General features: G+C 51.8%; 23 protein-coding genes. 12 read left to right on the forward strand and 11 right to left on the reverse strand.

Annotated features, from left to right (window positions below; translation table 11 throughout):
- Window positions 1–40 precede the first annotated feature (40 nt).
- The 4 genes from GC101_RS28645 to GC101_RS28660 form a co-directional block, all read right to left on the reverse strand.
- The gene (locus tag GC101_RS28645) at window positions 41–2,179 is read right to left on the reverse strand and encodes a penicillin-binding transpeptidase domain-containing protein (protein WP_171720123.1); all 2,139 of its coding nucleotides are present in this window, start codon (window positions 2,177–2,179) and stop codon (window positions 41–43) included.
- Window positions 2,180–2,271: 92 nt separating this feature from the next.
- Complete coding sequence (locus GC101_RS28650; protein WP_171720124.1) at window positions 2,272–4,353, reverse strand: penicillin-binding transpeptidase domain-containing protein; 2,082 nt, start codon at window positions 4,351–4,353, stop codon at window positions 2,272–2,274.
- A gap of 111 nt (window positions 4,354–4,464) precedes the next feature.
- Window positions 4,465–5,607, reverse strand: coding sequence for a transglutaminase domain-containing protein (locus GC101_RS28655; protein WP_039307218.1), 1,143 nt, complete (start codon window positions 5,605–5,607; stop codon window positions 4,465–4,467).
- 51 nt (window positions 5,608–5,658) lie between these two features.
- Window positions 5,659–6,102, reverse strand: a complete 444-nt coding sequence (locus tag GC101_RS28660) for a hypothetical protein (protein WP_042139835.1) — start codon at window positions 6,100–6,102, stop codon at window positions 5,659–5,661.
- Between the two features lie 256 nt (window positions 6,103–6,358).
- Between GC101_RS28660 and GC101_RS28665 the strand changes: the two genes are divergently transcribed.
- Both GC101_RS28665 and GC101_RS28670 read left to right on the forward strand, forming a co-directional pair.
- Window positions 6,359–7,534, forward strand: a complete 1,176-nt coding sequence (locus tag GC101_RS28665; protein WP_171720125.1) for an MFS transporter — start codon at window positions 6,359–6,361, stop codon at window positions 7,532–7,534.
- A 181-nt stretch (window positions 7,535–7,715) separates the two neighbouring features.
- Window positions 7,716–8,066: a DNA primase gene (locus GC101_RS28670; protein ID WP_039307212.1), complete on the forward strand. Its 351-nt coding sequence runs from the start codon at window positions 7,716–7,718 to the stop codon at window positions 8,064–8,066.
- A gap of 94 nt (window positions 8,067–8,160) precedes the next feature.
- Here the strand turns inward: GC101_RS28670 and GC101_RS28675 are convergent, their stop codons facing one another.
- Window positions 8,161–8,778 carry an SCO family protein gene (locus GC101_RS28675; protein ID WP_144026206.1) on the reverse strand — a complete coding sequence of 206 codons (618 nt, stop codon included), beginning with the start codon at window positions 8,776–8,778 and terminating at the stop codon, window positions 8,161–8,163.
- 56 nt (window positions 8,779–8,834) lie between these two features.
- Complete coding sequence (gene cyoE, locus GC101_RS28680; RefSeq protein WP_042217328.1) at window positions 8,835–9,767, reverse strand: heme o synthase; 933 nt, start codon at window positions 9,765–9,767, stop codon at window positions 8,835–8,837.
- A gap of 258 nt (window positions 9,768–10,025) precedes the next feature.
- Between cyoE and GC101_RS28685 the strand changes: the two genes are divergently transcribed.
- Both GC101_RS28685 and GC101_RS28690 read left to right on the forward strand, forming a co-directional pair.
- A complete protein-coding gene (locus GC101_RS28685) occupies window positions 10,026–11,030 on the forward strand; it encodes a metal-dependent hydrolase (protein WP_042139837.1) in 1,005 nt (334 codons plus the stop codon).
- 423 nt (window positions 11,031–11,453) lie between these two features.
- Window positions 11,454–11,645 (forward strand): hypothetical protein, encoded by a 192-nt coding sequence (locus GC101_RS28690; RefSeq protein WP_042139839.1) that lies wholly within the window; start codon window positions 11,454–11,456, stop codon window positions 11,643–11,645.
- Here the strand turns inward: GC101_RS28690 and trpS are convergent.
- The gene (trpS, locus tag GC101_RS28695; protein WP_042139840.1) at window positions 11,642–12,631 is read right to left on the reverse strand and encodes a tryptophan--tRNA ligase; all 990 of its coding nucleotides are present in this window, start codon (window positions 12,629–12,631) and stop codon (window positions 11,642–11,644) included. The two genes, GC101_RS28690 and trpS, sit on opposite strands and share 4 nt — an antisense overlap.
- A 441-nt stretch (window positions 12,632–13,072) precedes the next feature.
- On the opposite strand from trpS, the gene GC101_RS28700 reads away from it, so the two are divergent.
- Both GC101_RS28700 and GC101_RS28705 read left to right on the forward strand, forming a co-directional pair.
- On the forward strand, window positions 13,073–14,044 hold the full coding sequence (locus GC101_RS28700; RefSeq protein WP_171720126.1) for an aldose 1-epimerase: 972 nt from the start codon (window positions 13,073–13,075) through the stop codon (window positions 14,042–14,044).
- Between the two features lie 101 nt (window positions 14,045–14,145).
- A complete protein-coding gene (locus GC101_RS28705) occupies window positions 14,146–14,379 on the forward strand; it encodes an alpha/beta-type small acid-soluble spore protein (protein WP_039307200.1) in 234 nt (77 codons plus the stop codon).
- 132 nt (window positions 14,380–14,511) lie between these two features.
- Here GC101_RS28705 and GC101_RS28710 read toward each other — a convergent pair whose 3' ends face one another.
- The gene (locus GC101_RS28710) at window positions 14,512–14,922 is read right to left on the reverse strand and encodes a hypothetical protein (RefSeq protein WP_042139842.1); all 411 of its coding nucleotides are present in this window, start codon (window positions 14,920–14,922) and stop codon (window positions 14,512–14,514) included.
- Between the two features lie 386 nt (window positions 14,923–15,308).
- Complete coding sequence (locus GC101_RS28715; RefSeq protein WP_171720127.1) at window positions 15,309–17,108, reverse strand: M3 family oligoendopeptidase; 1,800 nt, start codon at window positions 17,106–17,108, stop codon at window positions 15,309–15,311.
- 104 nt (window positions 17,109–17,212) lie between these two features.
- Here GC101_RS28715 and GC101_RS28720 point away from each other — a divergent pair, with 104 nt between their 5' ends.
- Both GC101_RS28720 and GC101_RS28725 read left to right on the forward strand, forming a co-directional pair.
- Window positions 17,213–17,368: a YycC family protein gene (locus GC101_RS28720; RefSeq protein WP_076248154.1), complete on the forward strand. Its 156-nt coding sequence runs from the start codon at window positions 17,213–17,215 to the stop codon at window positions 17,366–17,368.
- Entirely contained in the window at window positions 17,365–17,595 is a 231-nt protein-coding gene (locus GC101_RS28725; RefSeq protein WP_039307194.1) for a hypothetical protein, read from the forward strand. Before GC101_RS28720 ends, GC101_RS28725 begins: the two co-directional genes overlap by 4 nt.
- Window positions 17,596–17,717: 122 nt before the next feature.
- Here GC101_RS28725 and GC101_RS28730 read toward each other — a convergent pair whose 3' ends face one another.
- Both GC101_RS28730 and GC101_RS28735 read right to left on the reverse strand, forming a co-directional pair.
- Window positions 17,718–18,422, reverse strand: a complete 705-nt coding sequence (locus tag GC101_RS28730; RefSeq protein WP_171720128.1) for a DUF2225 domain-containing protein — start codon at window positions 18,420–18,422, stop codon at window positions 17,718–17,720.
- A gap of 27 nt (window positions 18,423–18,449) precedes the next feature.
- A complete protein-coding gene (locus tag GC101_RS28735; protein WP_042139845.1) occupies window positions 18,450–18,833 on the reverse strand; it encodes a globin domain-containing protein in 384 nt (127 codons plus the stop codon).
- A 428-nt stretch (window positions 18,834–19,261) separates the two neighbouring features.
- On the opposite strand from GC101_RS28735, the gene ylbJ reads away from it, so the two are divergent.
- From ylbJ to GC101_RS28755, 4 genes are all read left to right on the forward strand, one after another.
- Window positions 19,262–20,512, forward strand: coding sequence for a sporulation integral membrane protein YlbJ (ylbJ, locus tag GC101_RS28740; protein WP_171720129.1), 1,251 nt, complete (start codon window positions 19,262–19,264; stop codon window positions 20,510–20,512).
- Window positions 20,513–20,591: 79 nt separating this feature from the next.
- Window positions 20,592–21,389 (forward strand): NAD kinase, encoded by a 798-nt coding sequence (locus tag GC101_RS28745; RefSeq protein WP_171720130.1) that lies wholly within the window; start codon window positions 20,592–20,594, stop codon window positions 21,387–21,389.
- A 217-nt stretch (window positions 21,390–21,606) separates the two neighbouring features.
- Entirely contained in the window at window positions 21,607–22,788 is a 1,182-nt protein-coding gene (locus tag GC101_RS28750; RefSeq protein ID WP_171720131.1) for a copper amine oxidase N-terminal domain-containing protein, read from the forward strand.
- Between the two features lie 34 nt (window positions 22,789–22,822).
- The gene (locus GC101_RS28755) at window positions 22,823–24,274 is read left to right on the forward strand and encodes a S41 family peptidase (protein ID WP_171720132.1); all 1,452 of its coding nucleotides are present in this window, start codon (window positions 22,823–22,825) and stop codon (window positions 24,272–24,274) included.
- Window positions 24,275–24,312: the final 38 nt, after the last annotated feature.

Consider the following 24,312-nt stretch of genomic DNA (forward strand, 5'->3'; position numbering starts at 1 on the left):
GGAGCAGCTGTGTATTTGTCAATCAGGCTACGGCGGTTCGTCAGTTTGTTCCTGTCGTTCCGGCAGTTCCTGCCGCATTATCTGCTCCTTCCGAAGTAGTTTCAGCATCTCCGTTGGCCGGATCTGCAGTTTTTACATTTTTCTTCGGGTTGCCATCCAGGCCGTACTCCCAGTCATACGCATCGAATATTTTACGCGCGACCGGCGCGGCACTGTTGGAACCAAACCCGCCTTCAGGGATGACCACAGCAACTGCTAACTTAGGATTATTACGCGGGGCAAAAGCAATAAATACCCCGTTATCACGCAATTCACCTTTCCCCAGCTGCTGGGAGGTACCTGTCTTACGGGCAAAATCATAAGGGAAATCCGTAAATGCAGTAACCTTACTGTTCATGCCCTGTTTGATTTCTCTCCAGAAGGACGGGTCAAAGGTCGTTACTTCATCCAGCACCTCGCGCTCAAACTTTTTGACCACATTGCCTTCAGAGTCGGTGATCTTGCTGACCAGCTGCGGCTTGATGCGCACACCTTCATTGGCAAGCGTTGAAGCGTACTGTGCCAGCTGCAGCACCGTATAACGGCCCTGCTGTCCGAAGGAGGCATAGACCAGTGCGGCTTGCGCACTGCCCGCTGCCTTGATATCGGTATAGTTAATCTGTCCCAGATACTCATTGGGAAGCCCGCTCTGTGTGGAGACACCGAGGCCGAACTCCTTCATATACTTATCCCAAACTTCAATCCCCTTGCCCTTATATTGCTCATAAAGCTTCTTGCCGACCATATCCACCATGAATACGTTGGAGGAATCCTCAATCGCTTTGGCCGGGTCCATCGAACCGTAGACATGTCCGGAGGAATTGCGTACGGAGGATTTGTCATCCTTACCGAAATAAGCGATCCCTTTATCATTGTACCGGTAAGAGGTGCTGAAGAATCCTTCGTTCAAGCCCACAAGCACACTCAGCGGCTTAATGGTTGAACCCAGCAATACAGTTGAACCGAATCCATGGCCCGACATCCCCGAAGAATACGGAGTAATCGTCCCATTCTGATAGTTACCCATAATTTTATTCCAAGTATCTGAATCCAGCTTCTCCGCCGTCCAGACATTGGTATCATAATCCGGCATACTGGCCATGGCAACAATATTGCCTGTATCCACTTCCATAGCTACGGCATAACCCGTGAGTGCATCGGGGTGGGTTTTGCCCTGTACGGCATGACTGTGCAGCCAGCTGATCTGCTCCGTAATGGCCTCTTCCGTCTTGAGCTGGACGTTCTTATTAATCGTCATCCAGACATCATTACCCTTGACCGGCGGCACAACCTCTTCAACCTTCTCGGCCATATTCTGCGGATTCACTGAAATGACCTGATAACCATTCTTGCCGCGCAGCTCCCGCTGATATTGCAGCTCCAGACCGTCAAAGCCGACAAACTCATCATCTTTATAGTTCAGGCCGGGATCGGCATCGATCTTCTTCATTGCGTTCTGTATGTTCTTATAGATATTAAGTGTACTGGACGATTTGAAGGGCTTGATATACCCGACTGTCTGCACAGCAACTGTGTCCTTGTCATAATGCCGCACGCCTTCTTCAACAATCTCAAGACCGGGGAACTCGCTTTTATGCTCCATGAAATAAGCAACTTCCTGGGTGGTAAGACCGGATTTGATCTTGCGTGCCATATAACCCGAATATTTTTTGAAATATAAATCCAATGAAGTAATTACATTATTCACCGTCAGCTTCTCGCCGTCCGGATCACCATGTTTATCGAATTCCTCGACCAGCCGGGTTGCCAGCGCATAGGCGTTAGCTCTAGATTCCGGCTTCAGTGCACTGATTCCGGTCTCCTTATCCACGGCTTTGGCCGTATATTCCTTCGTCAGGGTGATATACAGTGATTGAACGGAGGTCGAATAGGCAATTTCTTCTCCTCCGGCTGCGCGAATCGCACCACGGATGGACGCGAGCGGTACACTTTTGGTATCCCGGCTGGTCTCCACCTCGGTCAGCTTAGGTCCTTCCACAAACTGCACAACAGCCAGACGGATAATAATTACGCAAAAGATTACAAACGTGCTGAAGAAAAACACGTTGAGCCGCAGGCCAAGCGAACTCTTGCTGTCCTTCTCGTCCGGGGGAGAGGCCTGCTTTCGGAAAACACTCACAGTTTTTCACTCCTCTACATCTCAAGTGGAAACGGCTTGGCTGCCCTTGATAAGGACAGCACCGTTTCAGCGGGAAAAATAATATAAACCTCTTAGTTCACAGTTGACTCTTGTTTCTCCGCTACTGGCGGAAGATTTTTTTTGGGGACTCCATCGAGCCCATATTCTGAGTCATAAGCTTCAAATATTTTGCGGGCCACCGGTGCAGCACTGTTCGATCCAAAGCCGCCTTCCGGAATGATCACCGCTACAGCAAGCTTGGGATGCTCGCGCGGAGCATAAGCAATGAAGACTCCGTTGTCACGGACCGCACCGTACGCATCCATTTCAGAGGTCCCTGTCTTGCGGGCGAAGTCATACGGGAATCCGTCAAACACCTTAACTGACGTGTTCATCCCCTGCTTGATCTCCTTCCAGTACGAAGGATCAAACGTAATTTTGTCCAGCACTTCCCGTCCGAATTCCTTAACCGTATGGCCTTCGGCATCTGTAATCCTGCTGACCAGCTGCGGCTTGATCCGTTCCCCTTCATTGGCAAGCGTCGCTGTATACTGGGCAAGCTGCAGTGCGGTATATTTACCTTTCTGACCGAAGGAGGCAAAGACTAACGCCGCCTGGACAGAACCCGCTTGCTTCGTGTTAATATAATCGGCAACTCCGGCACTCTCACCCGGCAGTCCGCTTTGTGTCGACACCCCAAGTCCGAAGGCTTTCATATACTTGTCCCATACCGCGATTCCTTCACTCTGATACTTCTTATAGAGCGCATTGCCGACCCAGTCTACCATAAAAGCATTGGATGACTCCTGGATCGCCTTGGCCGGATCAAGCGGCCCCAGAACGTGACCGGAGGAATTGCTCACTGAGGAACTGTCATCTTTGCCGAAATATGCGATTCCCTTGTCCGTATACGTATCGGTGGTGGTGAACAATCCTTCATTTAGACCAATTAACACACTTAACGGTTTGATCGTGGAACCCAGGAAAATCAAGGACTTCAGCCCATTGCCTGAGAAGCCGGAGATATTCTCATTAATCGTCCCGTTCTGGTAATTATCCTTGATCTTATCGTACACTTCCGGCAGCAGCTTCTCGGCATTCCAGACATTCGTATCATAGTCAGGCATACTGGCCATGGCTACCACATTGCCTGTATCCACTTCCATCGCAACCGCATACCCGGTTAGGGCATCCGGATGATACTTACCCTGTACCGGATTGGTATGCAGCCAGCGGATCTGATCCATAATCGCCTGCTCTGTCTTCATTTGCACGCTTTTATTGATCGTCATCCAGATATCGTTGCCCTTGACAGGCGGAACCGATGCAATGACTTCCTCAGCCATGTTCTGCGGATTAACGGAGAGGGTCTGATAACCGTTCTTGCCTCTAAGCTCGCGCTGATATTGCTGTTCGAGACCATAGATACCGACAAATTCATCTTCCCTGTAAGTCAGGCCGGGATCAGCACCCGTTTGTTTCATGGCATTACGGATATTCTTGTATATATTATAGTCCTCTGTAGAACGGAACAGCTTCATATAACCTACCGTCTGAACTGCCACTGTATCCTTGTCATAATGGCGGACGCTTTCTTCCACAACAGCTACCCCAGGATAGCTTTCCTTGTTCTCCATGAAATGAGCGATTTCCTTCACTGTCAATCCCGTCTTGATTTTGCGCGGGACATAACCAAGCGATTTCTTATAATCAAGATCCAGCAGAGCAAGGATATCCTCCTGCGAGAGTTTTTTGGCGGAAGGATCACCATATTCATTAAAAACTGACGTGAGCCGCGCCACCAGTGAATTCGTCCTTGCCTTGGCTTGAGCAGTGAAGTCGTATACTCCGGTGTCCTTATTCTTGGCTTTGGCTGTATATTCATTGGTTAAAGTGATATATAACGACTGAATGGATGTGGAATAGGCAAGTTTCTCACCGCCGGCAGCATGAATAATTCCCCGGATCGCCGCAAGCGGCACATCCTTGGTCTCCCGGCTGGCCTCGACCTCAGTAAGCTCAGGACTCTCCACAAACTGCAGCCCTGCAAGGCGGATAATAATGATGCAGAAAATAAAAAAAGTGCCGAAGAAAAACAGATTTATGCGTAAACTCAGGTAGTTTCGGGCAGAACCTCCATCCGGGCGGGAGCCCGGCTTACCGAACCATCTCACAGCATGTCCTCTCCTTGTATGTTATGCAAAACCGTGTATCCGGCAGTCCACAGGCAGAGCTCTTCTTACACGCTGTTATTGTACCATAGATGGAGGAGCTCCCGCTTCTTGTCAGAGGATGTTTTCCTTGATATGCGTTGAATCGAAATCCTTGGTATTGAACCAGTTACCGCTGCTGGCCCAGGTAGAATCCAGCGGAATCCAGGCTTCCCTGCTGCTGATATAGACCTCATTCCAGGCATGGGGGCCATAACCGCCCTGCCCGTCATAGCCCCTGCCGGTTACAACCCGCACCTGAAGGCCCTGCGAACGGGCCATCATGGCATAGAGGCGGGCATAATCTATACATACCCCCAGCCGGGTATCAAAGGTATCCTGCGGAGTCTGCTCATGCCAGATCCGTTTCTGCTCATAGTTCTCTGCCTTGGTATAGTCATAGGTGATGCGTGAGCCGATCCAATCATAGAGCAGCTTGGCCTTCTCTTCATCCCCGTCAGCCTGTCCGGCAATATCTGCGGCTGCACCGGCGATGTCCGCGGAGATATCATGGTCAATCACTTCATATTTGCGCCGCAAAATATCATTCATCTCGGCGGCTACCGCCTTGGTCAGCACCGGAAGCTTACCCCGGACCTGTTCACCGGCCAGCGGCTCAAATACCGCTGCCGCACTCTGGCTGTAGATCGGCGAGGACTCCACGTAGCGGCTGAAGCCGCTGTCCGGATTCAGCCCTACGCCGATGTAGAGCGCGAAGACCAGGACAAGTGCGCGGGCAAGCCCTGCAGCGAAGCCGAGAACGGCACCGCTCAGGCGGCTGGCCCCCGTAATCTTCCCTGTAGTCCTTGAAGAAAAGCGCGGCAGCCGGAAAGGCAGGAGCAGGAACAGCAGACCCAGCATTAGGCGGATCAGGCTGTAGGACAGAAGGAGCAGGAGCAGGAACCGCACAAGAGGAGAGTTCGCCAGCACCGATACTGCTGTGTAATACACCTGCTGCCACTGGCTCAGCCGGATGTCAGGCAGAACAACGCCTGATGCCCACTCCCCGGCTAGTGGCGAGAGGTATACAGCGGCCGGAACCGCCATGATCAGGGCCGCGATCGCCATTATTCCTGAGCCGAGCAGTCCAAACAGCCCTCCGGCTGCTCTTTTGAAGCCCCGGCCCCAACCCTGCAGTACGGAGAACAGCACGACCACCAGCAGGACGATCGAGATGATATTGGCCTCACTAAGACTATCTATCCAGCTGTTTAGCATCTCTCTCGCTCCTCCTTCTGCGGCTATATAGTCCTTGGTTCAGCTGCACTTTTATTTGCCGGCCTGTTTCCGGGCTTCATCGATAAATGTTTTGGTGGTATCCGTTACACTCCACTTTCCAAGACTGACCCCGCGGAAGATTACTTCAACCTTATCCTCTGCTGCTGAGCCCTTCACTTCCAGGTTCGGAGTCGTGATCGTAAAAGTACCGTCACCGCCGGAGGTATACACCGCATCCTGCGCTTCCTTAAGCATGACTTCCTGCGCTTCGTTCTTCAGTGTGCTGACCGTCCCGTCCGCCACTTTGTTAACAGCATTACCTATCTGATCCATGGTCACCCCGCTGTAGATGAACAGGCCTGCAACGATAATGATAACAATTGCCCATTTCAGTACAGTCTTAACGAGATTAATTACTGCAAACAGCAGGACAAGCGCAATAACGATAACAAGCCAATTCTCTCTGATAAATTGTGACCACACTGCCGGATCCATCAATTTCACAACACCCCTATCGCAAATTTCGCCACTCCGGAACTCCTGTCCCGTCAGACATTTCAATAATAATCATTATTATACATGAATGCCTCTTATAATTCATGGTTCCCGGGCTGCAGAAGCGCATACAGAGTTTGGCCAAGAAAATGGTATAAGCCCCCTCCGGCGCACGTAAAGTACAAGTAGGCCGTTTCTTCCAAGTGAATTCCGTTCCATTACTCATCGGCTGGCCACCAATCTGGAGGTGTTACCCGTGAAAACCGCGCTGTGGCTGTATCTATTTCTGTTCCTGGCCTTCTTTGATCTGCATGCCCAGTATCCCATTCTGACACCGTTTGCCATGTCTTTGGGAGCTGGGCCGGCCTTCATCGGCTGGATGATGGGGATGTATTCGCTGACCCACCTCCCCGGCAACCTGCTGGCCGGTGTACTGGTTGACCGCAACGGCAGCCGCCGTTACATCGTCTTTGCCCTTACAGCAGCCGGGCTAATTCTGCTGCTGCAGGCCCATGCCCAGCTGCCCTGGCATCTGCTGCTGCTGCGCGCAGCAAGCGGCTTCGCACTGGCCTTCCTCTCGCCTGCCTGCATGACCCTGCTGGCCTCCCTCTCCTCTGACCCGGCTACCCAGGGCAAGTACATGTCAGGCCACGGGATCATCCACACGCTGGCCTCTGTGGTCTCACCGGCGGCCGGTGCGTTCATCGTGGCCAAGGCCGGATATTCCGGTACCTTCAGCACGCTGGGCTGGCTGCTGATCCTGACAGGTGTGATGGCCTTCTTCAGTGTCCCGAAGCATTCTCCTGCGCTGGCTGTACACAAACCCGCTCTGCCGCTGCCGCAGGAGAAAGCGGCGAATCCGCTGTCAGCCGATATTCCAGTCTCTAAGCGCTACTATCTGCTGCCTTTTTTCGTATCCTGCTCCCAAGGGGTACTCTTCTTTGAACTTCCGCTGTCTCAAGGAAGCGGCGGAATGATTTCGACCGGAATTCTGCTGTCGCTGCTCAGCTTGGGGGCACTACTGACCCTCAGCCTGTTCTTCCTGAACCGGCTGGCCCCTGGCATCCGCATTGCTGCCGCCCTGCTGGGAATGGCGATCTGCTTCTTCACTCTGGCCGCCTTCCGCAGCATCCCGGCGGGAGCCGTTCTGTTCATGCTGGGCGCAGCCAAAGGTGTGTTATTCCCGGCCATGGCTTCCCTATTCATCAGTCTGGGCGGTGCAGGCCGGATGGGCCGTACCTTCTCGCTGCAATCCATCGCCATGTCGCTCGGGGCATTTGCCGGGCCGGTAGCCGCCGGACAGCTGCGGGACTATGTCTCCCCTTACTTCATTGCCTTCGTGCTGCTGATGACAGCCCTTCTGCTGCTTCCCCCCGGGAGATCCGGCAGTCCCGCTGCATATTCTCCGAGCTTGAACGGCCATGCCGCCTGATTCCAGCCGCATTCGCCAGCAATCACCCGCATTTTTTCTGCCGGGTGATTGTTTGTTTGATGACGTTTGTTTTTACGACATTTCCCGGGGAATGAATACATATTGCTCTTTGAACTGTTAAAATTGGCGAAGCTTAGGTACAATATCGTCATAACCAACTACGATCCGGGAGTGAGCAACAATGTCTATTACCATTATTGTCGAAGGCAAGAATGACCGCAGCCGGCTGAGACGGCTGCTCGCGCCGGAGGTCGACATTCTGTGCACTTTCGGCACCTTGAACACACTCAAGCTGGAATCCCTGCGCCGCACTGTCGGTGATGGAGAAGTATACCTGTATATGGACAATGACAGCTCCGGCAAAAAAATCCGCGGCGTACTGCGCGATGCCTTTCCCGATGCGGTGCATATGTATACCCGGCGGGGTTATGCCGGTGTCGAAGGCACTCCTGACGAGTACAGCATCACCCAGCTTGAAAAAGCCGGGCTTGAGGAATATATTCTCTATCCGCAGCCGTTCAGCAACAACTAGCTGGCTCCGGTCTATAGTCAACACCAAAAACGCCTTGCCGGTCCCTCCTTAATTGGAAGGAGTCCGGTAAGGCGTTTGGTATATTCCGGCAAATCTATTCACGGGCCAGCTTCTTAACCGATTCGGCCAGAAACTCGGGAGTCACATTCTCCGTATCGCCGGCATCATATAATCCCCGGAGGCGGTTGGTCCGGTCTACCAGACCAATAAGGTTGGCATGGGCGAAATCATCCTTACTGTTGCCGTAGATCAGAACCTTGAATGATTCAGCCGCCAGCTTGCGTACCTGCTCCTGATCCCCGCGCAGGAAATACCAGCCGTTATAATCGGCATGAAACTTGTCGCCGAATGCCCTGATCGCTTCACGTGTGTCGTTCTCCGGGTCAAAGGAAATGGAGACAAATTCAATATCCTTGCCGAAGCTGCCATCCTTCACCAGCAGATCCTGTGTCTGTGACAGCATGTAAGTAGTAATAGGGCACACATCCGGGCATTCGGTGAAGAAGAAATAGACCAGCCTTGCTTTGCCTGCCGTATCCGCCAGGCTCACCTGCTGTCCATCCACATTCTCCAGAGAGAAGTCCTGTACCTCCCCGATGACCGGCAGCTTCTTGTCTCCGAAGCTAAGCGAATTCACTACCAGATAGACGGCCATAATTACCGCCGCCAGCAGCATCAGCCAGGTCCATTTATAGCGTTTCAAGGTCTGCACAGGACCCCTCCCCATTCATCATAAGAATCCGTACTTCCACCGCGTGTATCTAAAATTTAACCGTGGATCGTATTCAATACAAGCACAATCAGACTTATGGTCAGATAGTTAATGGAGAAGAAGAAATTTTTCTTGGCCCAGGCATCATCATCCTTCGCCTTAAATCCGATTAAGGTTAAATAGAGCCAGGCCAGCGACAAAGCTGACGATACAATCAGATAAAATATTCCTGCATAGTCATACATGTACATCAGTACAGGGATAGGCAGCAGCAGTGCCACATAAGGGATCATCTGGAACTTGGTGCGGCGTGTCCCTTTGACCACTGGAAGCAGCGGGAACCCTGCGGCCCTATACTCCTCTTTGCGGCGGATACCAAGTGCCCAGAAGTGGGGCGGCTGCCACAGGAAGAGCATGGCGAACAGCAGCCAGGCACCAAGGTCTACGGTTCCGGTAACAGCCACATAACCGATTACAGGCGGCATGGCACCGGAGATGGCTCCCACGGATGTGCTCCAGGTAGATGTTCTTTTGAGCCAAAGGGTATACACTACAACATATACGAACATGCCGACGATGCCAAACAGTCCGGCCAGTACTCCGCAGAAAGCAAACAGCACAGCCAGGCCGGCAATACCGAGCCCAATGCCGTACAGCAGCACTGTCTGAGGCTTCAGCCTGCCTGTAGGCAAGCCACGCTCACGGGTTCTTTCCATCTTCATATCCAGATCCCGGTCGAAATAATTATTGAATACACAGGCCGAGGCCATAACCAGCATAGTGCCGAGCAGGGTAAGGATTAAGCGCCCATATTGTACATCCCAGCCTGAAGCTACCCAGTAGCCTGCAAAAGCAGCGATCAGATTGGAACGGATAATACCGGGTTTCGTCACCGTAATGAAGTCGCGCCAGCTTGCACCTTCCGGTGGAGACTTGGCAGACATTGATGCGGAATCGGAAGAAGCTTGATATCTCAATTGATTGTCCACGTATGGTGTTCCTCCTTCTAAGGGACTTCTTAACGTTCCGCCGGAGCCTGAGTAACCGTTCGGCTACATCTGGATAATATTACTCGCTCCGCTATTAACTTTATCATAGCAAACTGGGAAAGACTTTGACAATCATTGACCATGATGTTCATCAATTCGACAATTACGTGACAATATTTATTTCCTCCCCCCTAAATAACTGGACGCTAAATTGGGTAGTTATTAATAGAGAACTTCCGTACAAAGGAGATCTGACCAATGGATACCGCTACACATTTTGTTATGGGACTGGGACTCGCCGGTCTGTCGTTCGTTGATCCTTCAGTCGCCGCGAATGGGACACTTGCCGGTGCCGTAATGGTCGCTACTGTACTCGCTTCTCAGGCACCGGATGCTGATACTGCGCTGCGGCTGAAGGACAACGCAGTTTATATCCGCAATCACAGGGGAATCACCCATTCCCTGCCCTTTTTACTGTTATGGCCGGCTCTGATCACAGTGGTCATAGGTCCGGTCTTCGGATTAACGGATCTCCATGCCTTAAGCCATATTGCGCTTTGGAGCTTCATCGGCGTTGCCATCCATGTGTTCTCGGATCTGTTCAACACCTATGGGACCCAGGCGGCACGCCCGTTCACCGAGAAATGGATTGCCTGGAATATTATCCACATCTTCGATCCGTTCATCTTCGGCAGCCATGCGGCAGCGATCATTCTCTGGATCAGCGGGATTGTGCCTCCGGCGCCCTTGTTCATTACGCTATACGCAAGCATCGTCTTGTATTACATCTGGCGGACGCTCGTACATGCGCGTATCACACGCAACATCAAGAACAAGGATGTGCACCATAATGCTGGTGACCGGTACTTTGTCATCCCTACGATTTCGCCTACACGCTGGAACGTGGTCAAAGCCAAGCCGGATGGCAGCTACAACGTCGGACTGCTGAACAACGGCAAGCTGGAATGGTTCAAGCATGCGGTGTGCTCCACTCACCCCGCTGTTGAACATTCGAAATCCCATCCGGATATTCAGGCTTTTCTGTACTTCACCTCTTACGCTGTCGCCGAGGTCGAAGAGCTGCCCTCTGGTTATATTGTACGCTGGGGGGATGTTCGTTATTTACACCGTAAGCAATTCCCGTTCGTTGCAGTACTGGTCATGGACAACCAGTATCATCCGCTGAATACTTATGTAGGCTGGCTCAGCAGTGAGAAGCTCGATGAGCGCTTCGCCATTGATCCGGGGACAGTTAAGACATAGCAGCGTAAACAAGGCATATCATGTAGATGGATGGCATCCGCCCATGCGGATGCCATCTTTTTAATTTATACGGGCAATGAGTTGAAGTTCACCCTCTTTACGAATTGTTGTATGAAATACAGCAATTCCCCCGCTTAGCGGCTATGAAGGAGGAGAATTCTGCCTTTTGTGCAACAATTTTTGATTAGAGGCGATTTAATAAAGAAAATGTTGTATTCTGTGCAGGATTCCGTCATTGGCCCTTTACTGGATTCTGAGGTCTAATTCTCTCGCCGCCTCTTGACGCCCCGGACCGCATAAGGCACAATCACAATAAAGCGGTTACAGTTTATACTTCATGATATGAATTGAAAATCCCGGGGTGCAGAAAGCACTCCGGGACTCACTCCACCGCTATTGCAGCAGAAAGGAAGGCTGGAACATATGGGTAAAGGTCTGTCACTGTGGTTCGCCTGCTCTTCAATTCTCATACTTACGGCAGCTTCCATTTCAATCAGCTATAACATTTGGCTGGCGCTGCTGCTCGGCGCCCTGTGCGTGCTCAATATCGGCTGGGGCTTCATCATCAAAGCCCGGCTGAGACGCAAGGCCGAGCGCAAGCTGCCCTCCTCTTAACGGTAAGGCAGGAAGCCCATCCGTTCCTTCACGCCTTCCAGTGTCCGGGCAGCACTGCTGCGCGCGCTTTCGGCACCTTGAGCCAGAATATCGCCCAGTGTGCCTGAGCTGCGGATCTCATGGTATCTCTGCTGGATGGGTTCAAGCAGGGCGACGATTACTTCGCCAAGCTCTTTTTTGAAGCCGCCATACATTTGCCCTTCATACTTGTCAGCTATCTGCTGGAGGCTCATTCCCGAGCATTCGGCATAGATACTCATCAGGTTGCTGATCTCAGGCTTATTGGCCGGATCAAATACCACTTCGCGTCCTGAATCCGTGGTTGCGCGGCTGATCTTTTTGCGGATGACATCCGGCGGATCCAGCAGACCGATTCTGCTGCCGGCATTGGGGTCGCTTTTGCTCATTTTTTTGGTCCCGTCATCCAGAGACATAATCCGCGCCCCGACTTCAGGAATATACGGCTCAGGAATGGTGAAGAAATCACCGAACCGGTGATTGAAGCGCCCCGCCAAGTCGCGGGTCAGCTCCAGATGCTGCTTCTGGTCTTCACCCACCGGTACCAGATCGGCGTTGTAGACCAGGATATCTGCAGCCATCAGCGATGGATATACGAATAATCCGGCTCCTACGGATTCTTTGCCTGCCGATTTATCCTTAAACTGCGTCATCCGTTCCAGCTCACCCATAGCAGTCAGTGTCGTCAGAATCCATCCCAGCTCAGCATGCTGAGGCACGTGGGACTGCATGTAGACATGGGAGATGGCAGGATCAATGCCTGCAGCCAGATACAATGCAGCTACCGATTCCGAATTCTCACGAAGGGCAGCGGGGTCTTGGGCAACCGTAATGGCATGCAGATCCACCACCATGAAGTAACATTCATATTCCCTTTGAAGCTTGACGAAATTCTTGATCGCTCCGATATAATTTCCGAGTGTGAGCGAACCGCTGGGCTGAATCCCCGATAATACTTTTTTAGCCATGATCTTTATCCTCCATCATCTGTTTATTCCGTTTGCGTCAGGACGCAAAAAGGCCCCACATCCGCAAGGGACGTGAGACCGTGGTACCACCCTTATTCGCTGCTCCTAAGTTATCCCTGAAGGACAGGCAAGCAGCCTTAGCTTCCGTTAACGGGGAAGAGCCGGCCGGTCTACTGAAGGCTTATGCAGCCCGTTCGATCGCGGCGCTCAAGGGTCCATTCGGTCAGAGGTGCACCACCGGTTCACATCAGCCACCGGCTTTCTGAAGGTACAGTCCATGCTTACTTGTCCCTGTCATCACGTTGTTGTCATTCATTGTTGCCTTCATCATAGAGCGTGCCGGAGAAGTTGTCAAATCTCTAACCACCGCCGAATAAATCTGGTATGATAAGGATATTCGTGTATGATCTGATTACAGTTTATCAAAGGAGCATATCTCTTATGAAACAGGTGACCAAAGGGCAGTGGAACGGTTATGATACGTACATTTTGCATAGCCGTGAGCTGGAAGTCACGCTTTTGCCCCGGCTGGGGAACAATGTAATTTCCTTATGGGACCGCAAGGAGGAGCGGCAAATCCTGCGCCAGCCTGATGAAAGCGACTTGGCTTTTTATATTCAGAAACCTTATCACTTCGGCATTCCGCTTCTGGTACCGCCCGGCCGTATCCGAAACGGGCAGTTCGCGTTCGATGGCACCAGCTACCAGTTCGACCGGAATTCAGGCGATCATCATATTCACGGCCTGCACCGTACCCAAGCCTGGTGCGTCAGCGATATTGAAGAGGACGAGGAGGGCTGCGCGGTAACAACCGAATTCACAACTACAGATGATCCGGAGTGGATCAGGCAATTTCCCGAGCCGCTGAAGCTTGAGATGACATTCCGCCTGCAGGGCCCCGACCTGGTGCAGACACTCAAGGTTACCCATCTGGGCGGCAGGCGCATTCCATTTGGTATCGGCTATCATACATGGTTCATGCTTGACGGCGCCCCTGAGCGCTGGAGCCTAACTCTCCCTGTGCAAAGCGTTTATGAGCTAAATAATGAACTTCTGCCTAGCGGACATTTATTACCGCTCGGTGAACTCGATAGTCTTAACAGCCATATGAACCTCCAAGGCAAGAATCTGGATACGGTCCTGAGGATGGATGATCATCAGCCTGCCGAAGCGTTACTGATGCGCGATGACGGCTATGGACTGCGTTATTCGGTGGACAAGGAACAATTCCGCCATTGGGTCCTCTATACCAAAGGAGAAGCTGACCAGTTCCTCTGCATTGAACCGCTCACCTGGCTTCCGGATGCGCCGAATCTTCAGCAGGATGCTTCCTTCACCGGAGTGGTCACGCTTGAACCGGGCCAGACACTCGTGCTCGGCAGCAGCTTGCAGATGATTTATCCCGGCCAATAAATTTCATATAATTACCAGCCTCTAAACCTTCGAAATTCGTGCATGAATTCTCCCCCTAGCGCTCATACTATCTTCACAACGGGCGAAGGAGGTGAACAAACATGGGTCAAGCAGGTCAACAAGGTCGTGGTAGCCGTTCTAACAACCTGGTCGTTCCTCAAGCGAATGCAGCGCTGCAGCAGTTGAAATATGAAGCAGCACAAGAGCTTGGAGTAACTATCCCGGCTGACGGTTATTATGGGAACTACACTTCCCGCGAAACCGGTTCTTTGGGAGGATACATCACCAAACGTCTGGTGCAACTGGCAGAGCAACAACTGTCCGGTCGTTCGTAGTAGCAGCCTTATCATAAGTATCCGGCCAAGCGCATAGCTTAGGCCGAGCAGCTTCACAGCCCTCCCGCGCTTCTCGTCGAAGCGCAGGGGGGCTTTTTATATGGGCATGCAAAGATATATATAATCGGGTAATCAGCCAAAGGACTGGTCGGAGACATCGCCATGGTTACTGCGGGGGTAGCGGATCATCAGGTTGGCCATATTGTAATTAGACTCCAGTGTCGCATCCACCACCACCATCCCCTGGCGGACGGCAAATTCATAGCTGATCTCGCCATGAGTCCAGCGCTTCTTGTACTTCAGGCTCTCCAGAGCCATCACCCGGAAAGAAGATTGCTGACCCGCAGTTAATCCTTCCTGCTCCGCTGCATAGCTCCCGCTGCGACCGGCAAGCGGATTATGGCGGATGCCGAACTTTCCGATGACGTTATTTCTGATTTGCACAAATACGATACCGGAAGTCAATCCTGACAATTCTTCCTGCAGTTCCTTAAACACCAGATCGATTTGTCTTGCCAGCGATAGTTGTTCCGTCCTCAACATACATATCCTCCTAGAAGTTTTGTGGGTGATACAAATTCCATGATTCAGCTTCACAAAACCCGCTTCGTAAGCTATGGCTTAAGTTTTGTGTGGGTAAAAATACAGAGTAGTAAAGTATCAGCCTAACAGCCCTTATATAAGGCTTTAGGCACATTATAGGTCACTAATTAAACGCATTCAACATTATCCAACATAATTGGGTTATTATCCCTATGAATGCGCAAATTTCTTAATACCATTAGCTAAATCAATCCTTTTATCGCCCTTTTTCGACAAAAACGCAACTAAAAAAGCCCCTGTTTCCAGGGGCTTTGCGTATTCATACCATATTCTACAGCTATTGCTTTACTGCAAAAAATTCAATTCGCCTTATTTCCGACAAATTCTTAGGCCAGATGCGCTGTCATTTCCAGGAATTCATTAATGTCTGCAGTAATCAAATCTGCGGCCCCCTGCCAGAAGTCCGGCTTGGACAAGTCCACGCCAAGATGCTTCGACACCAGATTCTCCAGTGTCATAACTCCGGTATCCTTCAGCAGGCTGTCATATTTATCAGCAAAGGATGCACCTTCCTGCAAAGCAAGCCGGTACAGTCCGGTACTGAACATATATCCGACAGTGTAAGGGAAGTTGTAGAACGGCACATCCGTAATATAGAAATGGAGCTTGGAGGCCCAGAAATGCGGGTGGTACTCCGAGAGCACACCGCAGAAGGCTTCTTTCTGCGCTTCTTCCATCAGGGCAGACAGTTCTTCCGCATTCACCAGACCCTCTTTGCGTTTCTCGTAGAAGCGGGTCTCAAACAGGAAGCGGGCATGAATATTCATGAAGAACGCTACGCTGTTCTGAATCTTCGCTTCAAGCAGCGCCAGCTTCTCCTCAGCATTGCCTGCGGATTTCACCTGTGCATCAGCCACTATGACTTCGGCGAAGGTCGAGGCCGTCTCAGCCACGTTCATGGCATAGTTCTGATTGAACAGCGGCTGGTCATCCAGCAGGAATGAATGATAGGCGTGACCGAGCTCATGCGCAAGCGTCGATACATTGGACGGAGTACCGCTGTAGGTCATAAAAATGCGCGATTCTTTGCTCTCCGGGAATGATACGCAGAATCCTCCGGGGCGTTTGGCCGCACGGTCTTCGACCTCAATCCAGTCATTGTCAAAAGCATGTTCGGCGAAATCCGCCAGCTTCGGACTGAATTTGCGGAACTGGGTAACAATATCGGCTGCCGCTTGTTCATAAGGGATTTTGCCGGAGGACTTGCCGACAGGCGCTTCCACATCAACCCAGGCCAGGGATTCCAGACCCAGAAGCTTCGCCTTGCGCTGCAGGTAGGACACAATCGCAGGCTTGTTCTTCGTAATAACCTCCCACATCACATCGAGCGATTCCCGCGTCATGCGGTTAATGCCAAGCGGCTCCTTCAGCACATCCTCCCAGCCCCGGCCCTTATACAGCTTCAGGCGGAAGCCGGCCAGATGGTTAAGGGTATCGGCACAATAATCAGCAGCGCCGGCCCAGGCCTCTTCCCATTTGCGGAACATGGTGCTGCGGACCTCAGGGTCCTCGTCATCCAGCTTGTTGAAGGCTTGGCCGGCAGACAGCAGCTTCAGGCCTTCTTCATCCTCAAAAGGAATCTGGACCCGGCTCACGATCGTTTCGTAATGCTCGCTCCAGCCATGGTATCCGTCAACTGCCAGTTCAAGCGCAAGGCTCTCTAGCTCCGGACTCATCTTCTCCCGGGCCTGATCACGGCTCTCACTGAGCACGAAGCTCAGCGGGGCAATCTCCGGCCGGGCCATCCATTCAGCCCATACCCCGTCCGGAGTCTGGCGCAGCACATTATCGAATGCAGAGCTGACGCCCTCGAATCCGGCCCGCATGCCAGTTACCTTGGACGACAGCCTTACAGCCCCTTTGTCCTGCTGATTCTGGGCTCCCAGACAGCCGGTGAATTCTGCAGCCTGTGTGAGGCGTCCGGCACAGCTCTGCAGCAGTTCGATCACACCGTCCAGCGACTCCGTAGAAGCAGCATCCGTTGGCGCAGCTGCCGCAGCGACCTGCCGGCGCAAGCTCTCAATGTCTTCTTCCAGATGGTTCAAAAAACTCTCAAACTGGGGGGAAGCCGAACCTCCAGGGAAAATGGATTCCAGTTCCCAGGTCAATGATAAAGGCTGTTTCATGTATTCTCACCGTTCCTTTGTTCATATTGGTTTTCTTTGTATTTGTGCTGCAGCCATGGTAAAGTGAATTACGATAGTCCACCAATGTTAAGGAGGCCTCCCTTGTGAAGCCACTGCAAATTTCGCCGGAAACGGCCATTACGTTATCCAAACAACTCGGCGTTCCGCTGGAACACCTGATGCATATGCCTCAACATATCCTGCTGCAAAAAATCGCCGAATTATCCAAGAAAGCAAGTACAGAGCAGGACAAGGAATGATCCCCTTTAGCCATACCTGGCCTTATGATATTATTCTGGGTGACATGTACGTACAGTATTGCCCGTTCTGCGACCAGGAGAATGTTCTTCTGCCTATGAAGCCCAAAGAGCTGCAAATCGTACGTGACGGCAAAAAAAAGCTGCTGGTCTTCCCCTGCTGCAGTGCCAGCCCCACGGTCATCGACAATGACGGGGACTATCTGCTGTTCGACCGGGCTGTCCGCTAAGCAGCGGAAGACAGTTCTCCCGCTTCAGTCACCAAATACAGGCGTATGAGGAGTTTTCTCTTCTACGCCTTTTTGGTGTCCGGATGACTGCGGACCGACATTCAAAATCCAAGTACGGTTCTCTATGTAGCCGACGGAAGGCCGTCCGGATCAATCTCTTCTCCGCGCATCTGCTCCCGCAGAATGGCCCACTGTTCACGTGAAGCGCGGATCATGGCCGCATCTGTAATTCTCTGGTCATTAATCACGCGGGAGAACCACCTCACAGCCACAGTGAACTCGCCGACACGGCGGTTAAGCTCCCCGATCAGATACATCAGACGGGCATCATTTCCTCCCGAGGAATCATTCTCGAACACCTTCACATACTCATCAAGCGAGTAACGCAAGAAACGCTGTTCCTGTACCGTATCCCCTTGATAGCGGTATAGCCAGGCAATATGGTGCAGCAGACTTGCAATGATCCGTTCCTTATCCTTGATGCTTTGTGCGCAGATAAGAGCCAGCTTGTAAGTCTCCAGAGCTACCTCCCAGCTGCGCTTGTCCCCGAAGTCACGGGTTACCCAGCGTCTGCCCACCTGCGCATCAAAAGATTTGCGCTGCCATTCCACCAGTTTGTCTGCTGAATTCTCCGTGGATGCGAAGCCGCACTTCGGACAGACACGCACAACATAATAGTCAGGATTCTCATCCTTGTAATACGAGCAGAAATCAGCATCACGGCGGATGGCTTTTTTGAGACTGGGACGTACTCTGGATGTTGAAAATTCATGTTCGCAGTTGCAGCATACAACCTTAATTGAATACAGGGGTATTAATTCCGGCAAAACGCCCTCATCCTTTCACAGCAGCTCTTATTCATGGGGCATATTGACAAAATGATGCGCAGGACCCGCCAGCCGGCTGAGTACGAACGAACGCAGGGGCTCTTCCACACCGGTCTCTTCAAGTGCGGCCTTCATGCAGTTCAGCCAGTCATCCGCCCGTTCCGGAGTGATGGGAATATGCATATGCCTGGCTCTCATCATGGGATGGCCGTGCTGCTCCGAATAAAGGGCAGGACCACCAAAAAACTGGCTTAGAAACTGATATTGCTTCTCCAGTACAGGAGTAATATCTTCAGGAAATAACGGACTTAGCTGCGGGTGGAGCTGTACCTTGGAGTAGAACACTTCCACCAGACGGTGAACTCCCTCGGCACCTCCCAGGTTATCAAACAGACTCTCATTCGAATTCATTGGAGGCTTCAGCCTTCTTCCCTGTTAATCTGACAAGCAGTTATTTTATTATACCAAAAAATAAGCTCCACAGTTATCCCTGCCTTAAGACATGCATCCTAAGGGAAAAAACACAAAAAAAGGCGCCAAACCTAAGTTCAGCGCTCGTTAACTACTGTAGTCAGTAAGTTCTAAATTCTTCATCACCAGGCGGGACAAGAGAGACCCGGATTACATATACAAAAGCACAAACAAGAACTCCGGCAACTACACTCATCACCATCACTCCATCCCTTAAATCAATCTTGATCAGATGTGCATTAATTAATTTTATAATATCATAATTCCGGTGAAAAAGCACCGGTAAATGTAACCGCTTTCCGCGTTATTTTTGTGCTGTTTGTCCCACTTCCGGCATACAACTAAGCATAGAATTGGAGGTGCCATCGATGTCACTGAACAAAATTGCCGGCCCGCTGCTCGGTATCCTGCTGGCGGGCTGTATGCTGCTGATGCTGGTCCATCCATCCAGCTCTCTGGATGCGGCACTTCGCGGGCTGGCTGTCTGGTGGGACGTGCTCTTTCCTTCATTGTTCCCCTTCTTCGTCATTTCTGAAATCATGCTGGGCTTTGGCATCGTCCACCTCTTCGGGGCGCTGCTTGATCCGCTTATGCGCCCGCTCTTCAATATACCCGGCAGCGGCGGATTCGTGGCTGCCATGGGATATGTGTCAGGATATCCCGTCGGGGCCAAATTAACCGCCAAGCTGCGGGAGCAGGGAATGATCAGCAAGGTGGAAGGGGAGCGGCTGGTGGCCTTCACCACCTCCTCAGATCCTATTTTCCTGCTTGGCGCCGTGTCCGTCGGGTTCTTCCATGATGCCTCACTCGGGCTTATCCTCGCCCTTGCCCATTACGGGGGCGGATTCATCGTTGGCCTGCTGATGTCATTTCATGGCCGCAGCAGACCCGGGGACTCCGGGACAGCTCTCTCTACGCCCGCAGCTCCCTCATCTGCAGCCCCGTCAGGACCAAGCTACGGCAGACTGCGCACCGCGATGAGTGCCATGGCTGAGGCCCGCCGTAAAGACGGCCGAAGTCTCGGCGAACTGCTGAGGAACGCCATCCAGTCCTCGCTGCAGCTTATTATTGTCGTTGGGGGGCTGGTAGTATTCTTCAATGTGCTGATGGAGCTGCTTGCCCGCGCCGGAATTATGTCCATGCTGTTCAGTACCACCGGCCGGCTGCTGTCCCTGGCCGGATTCCCGCCGGGGCTCTCGGCCGCTCTGGTCAGCGGGTTATTCGAGGTGACACTCGGGGCCCGCTCGGCCGGAGAAGCGGCTGCAGGAATTCCGCTGCAGTTCAAGGTGGCCGCTGCAGCGTTCATCCTCTCCTGGGGCGGATTATCCGTTCACGCCCAGGTAGCCAGTATACTGAATGGCACCGGACTGCGTTACCTTCCCTTTATGGCCGCACGGTTAGTGCATGCCCTGCTCTCTGCCGGGCTTGTTCTTCTGCTCTGGAAGCCGGTGGTCAGCTCAGGACTGGCCGGGCAGTGGGGCGCGCTGCCTGTTGCCTCCGGCCTGGCTTCACCGGATTCGGCCCTGATCAGCAGCCTCAGCCTGCTCTGCCTGCTGCTGGCCTGCATGCTTGTGCTGTCGCTGCTGATGCTGCTGGCGGGCAGGCTGCGGCGTTTTTAACTCATTCAAATATTGTGTTCCGGGTCAAGATTGATTATGATCGGTGTATGACTGAATCATACAAAGGAGCCTGTACATCTTGAGATATTATGTTCTGGACCGCGGAGATGAATTGTCCATCCAACTAGCGGAGCAATTTCACAAGCTGGCGGCGGAGCGGGATTTGGAGCTGGATGCCAAGTCTCCGGAAATTGTGATATCGATTGGCGGCGACGGCACCATGCTGCATGCTTTTCATACGTTTATCGACCAGATTCCTAATTTGGCTTTTGTCGGTGTGCATACCGGGCATCTGGGCTTCTATGCGGACTGGCAAGCTGAAGAGCTGCCGACCCTGATCGATTATATGTGCGGAGATATAGGGCCGCATAATCCACGCATGGTGCAGTATCCGCTCCTTGAACTGGAAATTCACAAGAAGTCCGGTTCAAGCTCGCATATTGCCCTGAACGAATTCACACTTAAAGGCGTAGACGGAACGGTTGTCATCCAGATTGATATTAACGATGTAAGCTTCGAAATGTTCCGCGGTGACGGCATTTGCATCTCTACCCCCTCCGGAAGTACCGCTTATAACAAAAGTCTGGGAGGCGCCATGGTGCATCCCACGATCGAGGCGCTGCAGATTTCGGAGATTGCTTCGATTAATAACCGGGTATTCCGCACGATGGGTTCGCCGCTGCTGCTGCCCAAGCATCATCACTGCGATATTTTCTCGCGCAAGGATCAGCGTCTGCTGCTGACCGTGGACCATAACAATATTCCTGTGGATGATCTGATCTCTGTACGTTGTCAGGTGTCCGACAAAAAAATCAGTTTTGCCCGGTACCGCCCTTTCCCTTTCTGGAACCGTGTCCGTGAAGCGTTTCTAGTGTAGGATTTCTGGGGAATAGAAGGATATCCGAACCAGATGATACGTCTGCTTTCCATTGCTCTTACAGCCGGAGATGCCCCGCCTCTCCGGCTTTATCATGCCGCCTGCCCGGAGTCCTGCTACCTCCGGAGCATCGTTCATAAGAAATGGACAGAGGGAATTTTCAAATGGTATAATGAACCTATTTTACAAAGTTTGCTAATTAAAAGGAGAGAATCTATTGAAAAAACTACTATCCCTCATTGGCGTGAGCCTGCTGGCCCTCGTACTGGCCGTTCCCGCTTTTGCAGCAGAGAAACCTATCAAAGTCTACATAAACAACAGCAATCTTACCTTCACCGCCGGAACCCCTTATCTGAAGGATAATACGGTGCTGGTGCCTTTCCGGGTTATATTCGAGAAGCTCGGGCTGCAGGTGCTATGGGATTCCAAGACAGGAACAGTTACAGGGACAGGTACAGGCCTGAATATCAGCCTTAAGGTCGGCAGCAAACGTGCTACTGTCAACGGTACGGTCAAGCAGCTTACGGTTGCTCCGGTATCCACGGCAGGTACAACTTACATACCGCTGCGTTTCATAGCTGAAGCCACCGGCGGAACAGCCGTCTGGGATTCAGCCAGCCGGAGCGTGAAAATTACCGTACCGCAATCCTCCTCCAGCGATGAGAAGGATATTACAGCACTCATTCAATTATCCAATAAATATTATAATGAAGAAAAAGCCATCAGCTTCTACTCCCTGGTGGATTCCGAATCCGATAATATGGAATCTGTAACGGATATGAATTCCCTGTTCGAGCTGTACGACCTCAAGAATACCATTACAAGCCTTAAGATTCTGAGTCTTGCCGGAGACGAGGCTACTGTCTACACTGTGGAAAGCTCGGTTAGAACCGGCGGTTATTATATCCCGGATGAGCAGTTCGAATATTTGTACACACTGGTCCGTAAGGACGGGTCCTGGAAAATCTCCGGAATGGAGGTACAGGAATCCACGGTGCTGCTTACACGCGAGCAAGGCATGAAGCAGGCGGTGCTTCCACAGGGTGACGCCACAGTAATCAAGGATAATCTCAGCAAATATTATCAGAATATGACTACCCAGAATGTTGATGGAACCCTGGCACTAATGACCTCTTACGGTGAGGAATACGACGCTGCCAGTGCAGCCGATCTGCAGGATCTTTTCGATTCCTATGATCTCAGCTACTCGCTGACAAATGCGAATATCTACTATTATGCGGCCGACGAAGCTGCGGTCTACACGGAAGTCTCTATTAAAGACGGTGAATCGGGAGAGAGCTACACCCAGTCCCTCATCTTCATTCTGAGCAAATCGGAAAGCGGCTCTTGGACCATTGACGACACTTATCACATCAGCTTTGATAGTGCGCAATCCTAGAATATCAAAATATATCAAAAGGATGTATGAACTTATGAAATCAGCCAAGATCCTTACTGCAGCCCTAAGCGGCTGCTTGGCTTTATCCATCGCTTGGGCTCCTGCCGCTTCGGCCGCAGACGCTGCTGCTTCCACTGAAGCAGTGCAATCCTCCAAAACGGATATCATCAATGAAATTATGGAATATCTTGAGTACTACAATGTGGAGGGTATTGATCAGGATACGCTCATCCGTGGTGCGATTGACGGCATGGTAAGTACGCTGGATGATCCCTACAGCCAATATTTCGATCAGGCGGAAGCCGCTGACTTCGGCCACGCGGTTGATCTGGAATATGTCGGCATCGGCGTCCGGCTCGTATATACGCCCAAAGAACTCTACATTGAAGAAGTGATGAGCGGTTCCCCCGCAGAGAAAGCCGGTCTGAAACGCGGGGATATCATTCTTAAGATTAACGGTGTAAGGGTAGATGATACGGCAGGCGATGAGCTTGCCGGCGCGTCCGGCACGAAGGTCTCTCTGCTGATCCAGCGGAACGGCGTTAGCAAATCCTACAGTGTTACCCGCAGTGAAATTACCACAACATCCGTTACCAGCACAATTATCGGGTCCAAGGTTGCCTATATTGCCATCAACGGCTTCACACAGACCGCTGACGAAGAGTTCTCCACAGCGCTGGATAAAATGCGGGCAGCAGGAATGAAGTCACTGGTGCTCGATCTGCGTGACAATACAGGCGGCTACATGGATAGCGCCCAGAATATTGCCGCCAAGTTTATGGATGCCGGAATTATGATGTATACCTCCGACCAGAGCGGCGTACTGACACCTGTAACGATCACAAACGGCAGCAAAATCGGCGTTCCCGTTGTTGTACTGACCAATGAATACACCGCCAGTGCTTCCGAAGCTTTGACCGGGGCACTCCGCGACAACAAACTGGCTACAATTGTCGGTACCCGTTCTTACGGCAAGGCGCGGATTCAGAGTCTGATTCCCATGTCGGACGGCGGCGAGCTGAAGCTGACAACGATGAAGTATCTGACTCCAAGCAAGGAGGATTTCAACCACATCGGACTCGCTCCTGATATTGAGATCAAGGGCAAAACGGCCCAGCTGATCACGGCTCTGCAGATCGCCGGACTGACCGGAATCACAGCCTCCGGTGACAATCATATTCTCGATATCAACGGTGCTGCTTTTGCCGGAAATGTCGGTCTGATCAAGCAGGGGGATAAAGTCTATGCCTCCTCCCGCGTACTGTCCGCACTTGTAGAGAGTGAAGTAACCTGGGACACGAAGAACAAGAAGGTGCTGATTACGACCGGAGCCGGCAAAAGTTCCGGATTCACCCTGGCCGCCAAAGAGGCGCTATACCAGGACGGCGAAACCTTCATCGAGCTGGGTGCTTTCAAGAAAAAGTTCCCGCTGCTTACATGGAGCTACAACGCTGCCCAGAATCAGCTGAAATTATCGGTTAAATAATTGGACTTCATTGCTAAAATACAGTACTGAATCAAAAG

It is taken from the genome of Paenibacillus phytohabitans, assembly GCF_013141775.1.
Taxonomy (GTDB): domain Bacteria; phylum Bacillota; class Bacilli; order Paenibacillales; family Paenibacillaceae; genus Paenibacillus_AQ; species Paenibacillus_AQ phytohabitans.